The organism is Pseudonocardia sp. KRD291 (assembly GCF_019263595.1).
Classification (GTDB): domain Bacteria; phylum Actinomycetota; class Actinomycetes; order Mycobacteriales; family Pseudonocardiaceae; genus Pseudonocardia.
In genome coordinates, this window is sequence record NZ_JADQDD010000231.1 from 1 (window position 1) to 10,315 (window position 10,315).

General features: G+C 74.5%; 8 protein-coding genes. 3 read left to right on the forward strand and 5 right to left on the reverse strand.

The genetic code is table 11. The features are described 5' to 3' along the window. From I4I78_RS24665 to I4I78_RS24675, 3 genes are all read right to left on the reverse strand, one after another. Window positions 1-665 (reverse strand): TetR/AcrR family transcriptional regulator (locus I4I78_RS24665; protein WP_308252333.1); only part of this gene is annotated, 665 nt, incomplete at its 3' end. After that, window positions 662-2,230 (reverse strand): class I adenylate-forming enzyme family protein, encoded by a 1,569-nt coding sequence (locus tag I4I78_RS24670; protein ID WP_308252334.1) that lies wholly within the window; start codon window positions 2,228-2,230, stop codon window positions 662-664. The genes I4I78_RS24665 and I4I78_RS24670, both read right to left, overlap by 4 nt. Window positions 2,231-2,238: 8 nt before the next feature. Continuing rightward, complete coding sequence (locus tag I4I78_RS24675; RefSeq protein ID WP_218613873.1) at window positions 2,239-2,919, reverse strand: nitroreductase family protein; 681 nt, start codon at window positions 2,917-2,919, stop codon at window positions 2,239-2,241. Window positions 2,920-3,052: 133 nt separating this feature from the next. Here I4I78_RS24675 and I4I78_RS24680 point away from each other — a divergent pair, with 133 nt between their 5' ends. The 3 genes from I4I78_RS24680 to I4I78_RS24690 are packed head-to-tail and all read left to right on the forward strand — an operon-like array spanning window position 3,053 to window position 8,543. Next, entirely contained in the window at window positions 3,053-4,948 is a 1,896-nt protein-coding gene (locus tag I4I78_RS24680; RefSeq protein WP_226380372.1) for an NAD(P)/FAD-dependent oxidoreductase, read from the forward strand. After that, entirely contained in the window at window positions 4,945-5,370 is a 426-nt protein-coding gene (locus I4I78_RS24685; RefSeq protein ID WP_218613874.1) for a MauE/DoxX family redox-associated membrane protein, read from the forward strand. The genes I4I78_RS24680 and I4I78_RS24685 overlap by 4 nt, the downstream gene beginning before the upstream one ends. Continuing rightward, window positions 5,367-8,543, forward strand: coding sequence for a BTAD domain-containing putative transcriptional regulator (locus tag I4I78_RS24690; protein WP_218613875.1), 3,177 nt, complete (start codon window positions 5,367-5,369; stop codon window positions 8,541-8,543). Before I4I78_RS24685 ends, I4I78_RS24690 begins: the two co-directional genes overlap by 4 nt. Here I4I78_RS24690 and I4I78_RS24695 read toward each other — a convergent pair. Next, window positions 8,540-9,001 (reverse strand): VOC family protein, encoded by a 462-nt coding sequence (locus tag I4I78_RS24695; RefSeq protein WP_218613876.1) that lies wholly within the window; start codon window positions 8,999-9,001, stop codon window positions 8,540-8,542. The genes I4I78_RS24690 and I4I78_RS24695 overlap by 4 nt on opposite strands. A 106-nt stretch (window positions 9,002-9,107) precedes the next feature. Further along, on the reverse strand, window positions 9,108-10,313 hold the full coding sequence (locus tag I4I78_RS24700; RefSeq protein WP_218613877.1) for a cytochrome P450: 1,206 nt from the start codon (window positions 10,311-10,313) through the stop codon (window positions 9,108-9,110). Between the last annotated feature and the right edge of the window lie 2 nt (window positions 10,314-10,315).

A 10,315-nucleotide genomic window follows, 5' to 3' on the forward strand; every position in this document is an offset into this window, starting at 1 on the left:
TGCTCAGGCGACGGCGACGGGCAACGGGAGGCGCCGAGCATCCGCACCACGACCAGGTCGACGTAGCCGGAGACCACCGTGTCCAGATCGAGGTCGCGGTCGGGGCGGAACCAGTTGCTCAGCCCGTTGAGCATGTCCAGCACCGCGAACGTGGCCAGCCGCGCGTCCGGGACGGTGAACTCGCCGGACCGGATCCCGGCGGCGATCACGTCCCGGACCCGGCGCTGGTAGTGGCGGCGGTACCCGTCGATCTCGGCGCGGTGCGCGGGGGTCAGCGCGGCCATCTCGTGCAGCCCGACGAGGTGCTCGGTGCGCCGGCGGTGCAGGTGCCGCAGGTGGCCCCCGACCAGGGCGACGAGCCGCTGCGCGGGGGTACCGGCGGCGTCGAGCAGCGGCAGGTTCTCCTCGTTCGGCTCCCGGGTCACGGTCAGGCAGACCGCGTGCAGGATGTCCTCCTTGGACGGGAAGTGGTGGTAGAGGCTGGCGCCGCGCACCCCCACCGCGTCGGCGATCTCGCGCATCCCGACCGAGGCGTAGCCCTGCTCGGCGAACGTCCGCGCGGCGGCGGCGACGATCTCCTCCCGCCGCCTGCGGGTCCGCGCGTCGCGGCTCATCGGGACGGCGGCCCCGGTCTCCCCCGTCGCGGGCCGGCGCTCGGGGCTCACGTGACTCCCGGGACCGGACCCGGCGCCCCCTGCCGTCGCAGCTCCCGCTTGAGGATCTTGCCCTGCGGGTCGACCGGCAGCGTGTCCACGACGTGCACCGCCTTGGGCACCTTGAACACCGCGAGCTGCGCACGACAGAACGCGACGACCTCGGCCGGGTCCGGAACCTGCCCCGGACGCGGCACGAGGAACGCCGTCACCGCCTCGGACCAGTAGTCGTCGGGCATCCCGACCACGGCCGCGCGCAACACGCCGGGGTGGGCGTGCAGCACCCGCTCGACCTCCTGCGAGGACACGTTCATCCCACCGGACTTGATCATGTCCTTGAGACGGTCCTGGAAGAACAGGTTCCCGTCGGCGTCGACGCGGACCATGTCCCCGGTCCGCACCCAGCCGTCGCGCAGCGCCGCGGCCGTGCGCTCGGGGTCGCCGAGGTAGCCCAGCATCACCGACGGCGAGCGGCAGATCAGCTCCCCGACCTCGGCATCGGCGCCCTCGGCGTCGACGACGCGGGTCTCCAGGTGCGTGACCGGCTTCCCGATCCACGACGGGTCGCCGCCCGGGATGTCGTCGAGTGTGCGGAACCACCCGACGGTGCCCAGCTGGGAGAGCTCGGACTGGCCCCAGTAGGTGCCCCAGACGACCTGCGGCGCGGCCGCGGCCCAGGCGTCGACGGCGTGCGGGGCGACCTGCCCGCCGTAGGTCATGGCGCGGCGGACCTGCCCGACCGAGTCCGGGCCGAAGCCCGGCTGCCCGGTCAGGGCCAGGTAGAACGTCGGGGTCTGGGCGATCACGGTGACCCGGTCCCGGGCGATCATCTCCAGCGCCGGGCCGGGCTCGACCGTGGACGGGAGCACGAGCGTCGCGCCCATCATGGTCAGCGTCGTCATCGAGCCGAGCCCGGCGATCGTGTGGAACGGCATCACGAACAGCCACGTGTCGTCCGGGCCGGTGTTCACGCCCCAGCTCCAGGCGGGCGCGGTGGAGATCAGGTAGTTGCGGTGCGGGATCAGCACGCCCTTCGGCGCGGCCTCGGTGCCGGAGGTGTAGACGACCATCGCGACACACGACTCGTCGACGTCGGAGTCGGGCTCGATGTCCGCCTCCCCGGCCAGCGCGGAGTCGGCGGCGGCGCCGTAGGCCAGCCGCAGCGTCCCGGCCGGCGCGGCGGCGGCGACCACCTCGGCGAAGGCCGGGTCGGTGAGCACCACGACCGGCTCGGCGTGGGAGAGCTGGTGGGCGACCTCACGCACCCGGTAGAGCCCGTTGACGCCGGTGAACGCGGCGCCGAGCTTGAGCGTGCCGTAGTAGGCGGCGATCACCTCGACCGAGTTGCGGGCCATCGACGCGACCCGGTCACCGCGCGCGACGCCGAGGCGGCGCAGCAGGTGCGCCCACCGGTTCGCGCGCCGGTCCAGCTCGGCGTAGGTGGTCTCGGTGCGGGTCCCGTCGGTGTCGTAGCCGACGACGGCGACCTTGTCCGGGCGGGTGCGGGCGTGGCGGCGCAGCTGGTCACCGAGCGTCGCGCGCCCGATCGGGCTGCGGTGCTGCGGGGCGAGGTCCACGGGGGTCCTCAGCTCGCGGGGTGTGCACGAGGGAAGAGCGCGGTGCCGAACGTCTCCGACGACACCGCCTCGGCGACGGGGGTGCGGGCGAGCTTGGTCGGGAACCCCTTCTCCGGGTAGCCGACCGCGATGTGCGCGGCGGTGATGAACTCCTCGGGGATCTCGAGCAGCTCGCGGACCGCGGGCTCCTGGTGGCACAGCAGCGTCGTGACCGCGGAGGCGACGCCCCGGGAGCGGAGCGCGAGGCAGAGGTTCTGCATCACCGGATAGATCGACGCGCCGCCGACGACGGAGAGCCGGCCGAGCTCGTGGTCGGTCGGGTGCAGCCCGGAGCGCTCCGCGCAGACCACGACGATCGCCGGCACCTCGGCCAGGTGCTCGGCGAAGCGGTCGGCGTCGGCGACCGTGCGCGGCAGGGCGTTGGCCTCCACCGTGCCGCCGGTGACGCCCTCGAGGTAGCCCTTCCACATCGGCAGGTACAGCTCGGCGAGCGCCCGCTTGCGCTCCGCCGATGCGACCACGATCCAACGCACGGGCTGGCGGTTGCCGCCCTGCGGGCCGAAGCGGGCGTCGTCGAACGCGGAGTGCAGGACCTCGTCGGGCACCGGGTCCGGCCGGAAGTACCGGCAGGTCCCCGTGGTGCGCATCGCCGTGGACAGGTCCGACGTCTCCGCCACTGCTGCTGCCATGTCGTCTCCTCGTCGAACCGACTACCCGTCGTCAGGTATGGATCGGCAGCCTGTCGGCACGGGGCTTGCCCGTCAAGAGCTGTTCGGAGCAGACTCGTCTAACCACGGTTAGACGATCCGAGAAGAGGAACCGATGGCCGGCACCGACCGGGAGACCCTGGCCGCCGCGCTGGAGCACGCGAACCTGCCCTCGCTCGTTCCGGTGCTCGTGCAGCTCACGGGGGACCGCCGCTGGCTGGCCGAGCCCTACCGTCCCACCCGCAGCCGCGGGATGGAGGATAACGACGGCGGCGGGTTCTCCCCCGAGGTGGCCGCGGAGATCCGCGGGGCGGTGTGCGACGCCGTCCTGTCCGGGGACGAGCCGGCACTGCCCGCCCCGGCCGGGGACGCGCTCGTCGAGCTGATGACCCTCGCCGTCGGCGAGCCGGTCCCGCCGGAGTACGGCGAGATGGCCGCGCGGGACATGGGCTTCGTCGACGAGCCGGTGCGCGCGGTCGCCCCCGGCACCGGGCCGTCGGTGATCGTGATCGGGGCCGGGGTGTCCGGGATGCTGGCGGCGATCGAGCTCGAACGCGCGGGCATCGAGCACGTGGTGCTGGAGAAGAACGACGACGTCGGCGGCACCTGGCTGGAGAACGACTACCCGGGCGCCGGCGTCGACACCCCCAGCTACCTGTACTCGTACTCGTTCGCCCCGCGCGCCTGGTCGACGCACTTCGGCAAGCGCGACGAGGTGATCACCTACCTGCGCGGGGTCGCCGACGAGTTCGCCCTGCGGTCGCGGATCCGCTTCGGCACCGAGGTCACCTCGTGCGTCTACGACGAGGACGCCCAGCACTGGACCGTCCGAACCAGGGCCGGGCACATGCTCGTCGCCGACGTCGTGATCACCGCGACCGGGCAGCTCAACCGGCCGAAGGTGCCGCCGATCCCGGGCCTGGACACGTTCACCGGGCCGATCTTCCACACCGCGCGGTGGCCGCAGGATCTCGATCTCACCGGCAAGCGGGTCGCGGTCGTCGGCAGCGGGGCGAGCGCGATGCAGGTCGTGCCCGCGATCGCCGGCGAGGTCGCGCACCTGACGGTGTTCCAGCGCTCGCCGCAGTGGGCGGCGCCGAACGACGTCTACTTCTCCCCCGTGCCCGACGGCGTGCACCACCTGATGGAGCACGTGCCGTTCTACCGGCTCTGGTACCGGACCCGGCTGAGCTGGAACACCGGGGACCGGGTGCACCCGGCGTTGCAGAAGGACCCGGGGTGGGAGCACCCGCAGCGGTCGGTGAACGCGGTCAACGACGGGCACCGGCGCGTGTTCACCCGCTACCTGACCTCCGAGCTGGACGGCCGCCCGGACCTGGTGGGCAAGGCGCTGCCGGACTACCCGCCGTTCGGCAAGCGGATGCTGCTCGACAACGGCTGGTACGCGGCGCTGCGCCGGGAGAACGTGGACCTGGTGCCCGAGTCCGTCGCCGCGATCACCCCGCGCGGGCTGCGCGGCGCCGACGGCACCGAGGTCGAGGCGGACGTCGTCGTCCTGGCCACCGGCTTCCACCCGCACAAGGTGCTGCACCCGATGGACGTGTACGGCCGCGACGGGCGCACCACCGCCCAGGTCTGGGGCGACGACGACGCCACCGCGCACCTGGGCATCGCCACCGCCGGGTTCCCGAACCTGTTCCTGACCTGCGGGCCGGGCACCGTCCTCGGGCACGGCGGCTCCTACATCACGATCGCCGAGTGCCAGGTCCGCTACATCGTCGACCTGCTCGTGCAGATGTCGGAGCGCGGGATCGGCGCGGCCGAGGTGCGGGAGGAGACCGAGGCCGACTACGTCGCCCGCCACGACGACGCGCACGAGCGGATGATCTGGACCCATCCGGGGATGGGCAACTGGTACCGCAACGACGCCGGACGCGTGGTCTCCGCGCTGCCGTGGCGGATCGTGGACTACTGGGAGATGACCCGCGGCGCCGACCTGCGCGACTTCGACGTCGAACCGGCCACGAGCCTGGGACGATCGACGTCATGAGCACCCGGCAGGCGTGGGCGGCACGGATACTGGCCGCGTTCCTCGGGGCCGCCGGGGTCGCGCACTTCGCGATCCCGGACCCGTTCGACGCGATGATTCCCGGCCCGCTGCCCGGCGACCCGCGGTTCTGGACCTACGCCTCCGGCCTCGCCGAGCTGACCGTGGCCGGGCTCATCGCCGTCCCGCGCACCCGGCGGGTCGGCGGGTACGCGGCGGCCGCGCTGTTCGTCGCCGTGTTCCCGGCCAACATCGCGATGGCCCTCGACTGGTCGGACCGCTCGGCGGGCGAGCAGGCGATCGCCTACGGTCGCCTGCCGCTGCAGATCCCGCTGATCTGGTGGGCGTGGCGGGTCGCCCGGCCCCGGACACGCGGGCGGACACGCGGCCGGCGCGGGCGGAAGGTCGCTACGATCCCGGCGTGAGCAGCGCGGACGGTGCCCGCCCCGCGCCGGGCGCCGCGGATCCGCCGGAGCTGGTCCTGCTCCCCGCGGTGGCCTTCCGCGGCCGCGAGGTGGGCGGTACGCGGTTGCGCGGCCTGCTCGCGGCGCTGGCCGGCGAGGTACGGGCCGGGGTCAGCGCCGCAGGCCTGATCGAGGTGCTGTGGCCGGACGAGCGCCCTGCGCATCCGTCGAAGGCGTTGCAGGTGCTCGTCTCCCGCGCCCGCTCGCAGCTCGGTGCCGAGGTCATCGCCAGCACCCCCACCGGCTACCGCCTCGCCGTACCCGAGACCGGTCTCGACGTTGCCCTTCTGCACCGCCACGCCGGGACCGGTGCGCGCCTGCTCGCCGAGGGCGACCACGCCGGCGCGCTGGCCGAGTCCGACGCCGGCCTCGCCCTGTGGGACGGCACCGCATCCGACGACGGCGAGGGCCCGCTGTCGGCGCTGCGGTCGGGCGCGGCGGCGGCACACCGGTCGTTGCTGCGCAGCCGGGCGCTGGCCCTGGCCCGCCTCGGGCGGGGCGCCCGGGCGCTCGAGCCGCTGGCCGCACTGGCCCGGCAGCGCCCGCGCGACGAGGAGGTGCTGCTCGAGCTGATGCGGGCCGAGGCGGCGACGGCCGGCCCGGCCTCGGCCCTGGCCCGCTACGACGGGCACCGCCGGGCACTGCGCGCCGAGCTCGGCACCGACCCGGGTCCGGCGCTGCAGGCGCTGCACCGCGAGCTGCTCGACGGGCAGGCGCCCGCCGCGCGGCACGGCGTCGCGCACGAGCCGAACCCGCTGCTCGGCCGCGACGACGACGTCGCGGCCGTCCTCGCCCTGGTCCACAGCTCCCGGGTCACCTCGATCATCGGGCCCGGTGGCCTGGGCAAGACCCGGCTCGCGCACGTCGTGGGCCGGGAGGCCGACCTGCGGTCGGTGCACCTGGTCGGTCTCGCCGGGATCGCCGCCGACGGCGACGTCGTCGGGGAGGTCGCCTCGGCGCTCGGCGTCGGCGATACCCGGCGCACCCCGGCCGGGCTCGTCGGCACCTCCGACGGCACCGTCGCCGCGATCGTGGACGCCCTCGGCCGCGGGCCGGCCCTGCTCGTCCTGGACAACTGCGAGCACGTCGTCGACGGCGCCGCCGGGCTGGTCTCGGCGCTGGTCTCGCTCAGTGCCGGGCTCCGGGTGCTGACCACCTCCCGGGCGCCGCTGGGGCTCTCGTCGGAGTCGGTGTACCCGCTGCCCGGGCTGACGTTGCCGACGGCCGTGGAGCTGTTCACCCGGCGCGCCCGGGCGGCCCGGCCCGGGGTCGAGCTGCCTGTGGGTGTCGTCGCGGAGCTCTGCGGGCACCTCGACGGGCTGCCGCTGGCCGTCGAGCTCGCCGCCGCGCGGGTGCGGGCGCTCTCGGTCGGCGAGATCGCGCGCCGGCTCGACGACCGGTTCGCGCTGCTGCGCGGCGGCAGCCGGGACGCCCCGCACCGGCACCGCACGCTGCACGCCGTCGTCGACTGGAGCTGGACGTTGCTCGACCCCGGTGCCCGGACGGCGCTGCGGACGTTGTCGGTGTTCCCCGGCGGCTTCACCGCCGACGCCGCCCGGCACGTCCTCGACGACGACGCGGTGCCGCTGCTGGAGCACCTGGTCGACCAGTCGCTGCTGCAGGTCTCCGACGGCCCGGACGGGGCGCGGTTCCGGATGCTGGAGACGGTCCGGGAGTTCTGCGCCGCGCACCGCGAGTCCGACGGCGAGACCGGCGCCGCGACGACGCGGCTGCTGGCCTGGGCCCGCGAGTTCGGTGCGGCCCAGCACGACGCGCCGTTCGGGCCGGCACCCCGGCCGGGCATCGAGCGGCTCCGCGCCGAGCAGGACAACCTGCTCGCGGCGCTGCGGCTCGGGCTGGCCCGCGGTGACGGCGACACCGTCGCCGCGACGACGGCGGCGCTGGCCGCGTTGTGGACCGCCGAGACGAACACCCTGCGGGTCGCCGCGCTGACCCGGGAGACCGCGTCGGCGCTGTCGCACCACCGGCCCGGCCCCGGGTTCGTCGAGGTGGTCCGGACCGCCGCCACGCTGAGCACGGCGGGCACGTACACGATGGAGGGCCCGCGGGCGACGCGGTCGATGGTCACCCTGCGCCGGCTCCCGCCCGCCCCCGGCGACACCGCGGTCCGCGCCGTCGCGGCCGTCCTGCTCGCGATGACGGGCGGTCCGGCGGCCCTGCACGAGCTCTGGGAGGGCGAGGAGCCGCTGGCGACCGGCGCGGCCTACGAGCTGTCCAGCTTCGTGCGCGAGTACGAGGGCGACCCGCACGGCGCGATGGCGGCGGCGCAGGCGGCGCTGGACGCGTTCGACGAGACGGCCGTGCCGTGGATGCACGTGATCGCCCGCTCCCGGATGAGCGACGTCTGCCTGCAGCTCGAACGGGCCGAGCAGGCACGGCACCACTCGCAGGAGGCGCTGCGGGTGCTGGAGGTCCACGGCCCGGTGTTCGATCCGGCCAACCTGCAGTGGGGGCTGATGCTGGCCCACCTCGCCTGTGGCGACATCGGCGAGGCCGCGCGGATCTACGACCGGTTCGCCCAGGCCATCACCGACCTGGAGAGCTCGGACGCCGGCACCCTGGGCTACCTCCGGGCGCTGCACGCCGAGATCGTGCTCGGCCAGGGCGACGTCGACGCCGGGCTGGCGCGCTGGCGCGAGGCCGCCTCCCTGAGCGAGCTGGACACGACCTACGTCGTCGCCGGGACGACGGCGGGCACCCTCGAGGTCCTGGCCGCGACGGTGGCCGCGCACGCCCGCCACGGACGCCTCGACCTCGTCGCGGACGTGGTCGGGGCACTGCCACGACTGCTCGAACGTGTCCTCGCCGACCCGGGGGTGCCGATGCCGTCGTTCCAGTTCGGCTTCCCGTGGTGCGGTGCGGCGGTGCTGGGGCTGGCGGTGATCGACGCCGGCCGCGCCCCGACCGCGGCCGCGCGCCTCGTCGCGCTCGCCGAGCGGCTGCACTTCGCCCGCAACTTCGCCGGGACGATGTCGAGCGCGAGCGCCCGCCGGATCGCGGAGGGCACCGACCCGGAGGCCTACGCCGACGCCGTGTCGGCGTACGCCTCGCTGGGCCCGGACGAGCTGCGGGCGGCCACCCTGGCCGCGGTCCGCGAGCACCTCGCCCGTTAGTCCAGGCAGAACTCGTTGCCCTCGGGATCGGTCATCACGATGTGCCCGGCGGTCATCGGGGGAGCCGGGTCGTCGCGGCGCACCCGCGTCGCCCCGAGAACGACGAGCCGGTCGCACTCGGCCTCCAGCGCCGCCATCCGCTCGTCACCGGTCAGCCCGGGAGCGGCGCGGACGTCGAGGTGCAGGCGGTTCTTGACGACCTTGCCCTCGGGCACCTGCTGGAAGAACAGCCTCGGGCCGTGCCCGTCCGGGTCCTCGATGGCCGACCGCGTGTTGCGCTGGTCCTGCGGCACGCCGAGCCGGGCGAGGAAGCCGTCCCACGCGTCCAGCGGGTCGGCACCCTCGGGCACCTCGACGCCCGGCGGGCCGGGGTGGACGTAGCCCAGGACCTCGCGCCAGAACCTCGACAGCGCTCCCGGGTCCCGGGCGTCGACGGTGACCTGGACCTCGCGGCTCATCGGTGCGCTCCTTCGGTGGCGGGTCTCGGATGCATGGGGCCACCCTGGCAGGTCTTGCGGACACCTCCGGTCCGCAATCGGGTCGGGGAACCCGCGCGCGCCGCTCTCACCGGGGCGTCGCGGTCCAGGTGACCGGCAGCTCGTGGACGCCGTAGATGGTCATGTCGGTCTTGAGCCGCACCTCGCACGCGGGAACGGCGAGCTGCAGGGTCGGGAAGCGGCGCAGCAGCGCGTCGAAGCCCGCGCGCATCTCGATCCGGGCCAGCTGCTGGCCCAGGCACTGGTGGACGCCGTGACCGAAGGCCAGGTGACCGCGGGCGGTGCGGTGGATGTCGAGGGTGTCGGGGTCGTCGAAGCGCTGCGGGTCGCGGTCGGCCGCGAGCAGGGAGACCACGACGGTCGATCCCGCAGGGATGGTCTCCCCGCCCAGCTCGACGTCCTCGGTGGCGTAGCGGAAGAAGATGTCGGCGATGGACAGGTAGCGCAGCAGCTCCTCGACGGCGCCGGGCATCAGGGCCGGGTCGGCGCGCAGCTCGGCCCGCTGCCCGGGGTTCTCCAGCAGCGCGAAGGTGCCCAGGGCCAGCATGTTGGCCGTGGTCTCGTGCCCCGCCAGCAGCAGCAGGAACGCGATCCCGGTCAGCTCCTCGATGCCGAGGTCCTCCTGGACAGCCAGGTCGGACAGGATGTCGTCGCCGGGAGCGGCGCGCTTGCCGGTGACCAGCTCGGCCAGGTAGCCGGTCAGGCCGGTGTAGGCGGCCACCTTCTCCTCCAGCGACTGGTCCTTGACCAGGAACCGCGCGGAGTCGGCCTGGAAGCCCTCCCGGTCCGCGTAGGGGACCCCGAGCATCTCGCAGATCACCAGCGAGGGCACCGGCAGCGCGAACTCCCGCACCAGGTCGACCGGCGGCCTCAGGCGCGCCATCTCGTCCAGCGCCCGCTCCGCGATCTCGACGATGTGCTCCTCGAGCCGGCGCATCCGCCGGACGGTGAAGGCGCCGGTGAGCTTGCGCCGCAGCCGGGTGTGGTCCGGCGGGTCCATGGCGATGAACAGGCCCGGCACCTGTGGGGACGGCTCGGTCATGGCGGGCATACCGGGCGTCTCGTAGGGCATGTGCAGGACCCCGATGTCCTGGCGCGAGCTGAACCGGGCGTCGGCCATCAGCCGGCGGGCCGCGTCGTGGCCGGTGACGATCCAGCCCTCGTGACCGTCGGGGAAGGTCATGGGGCTGACCGGGCGGGCGTCGCGCAGCCGGCTGATCGCACCGGGCGGGGCGAACGGACCGGCGTCGCGCTCGGTGGGCAGGGTGTGCAGGA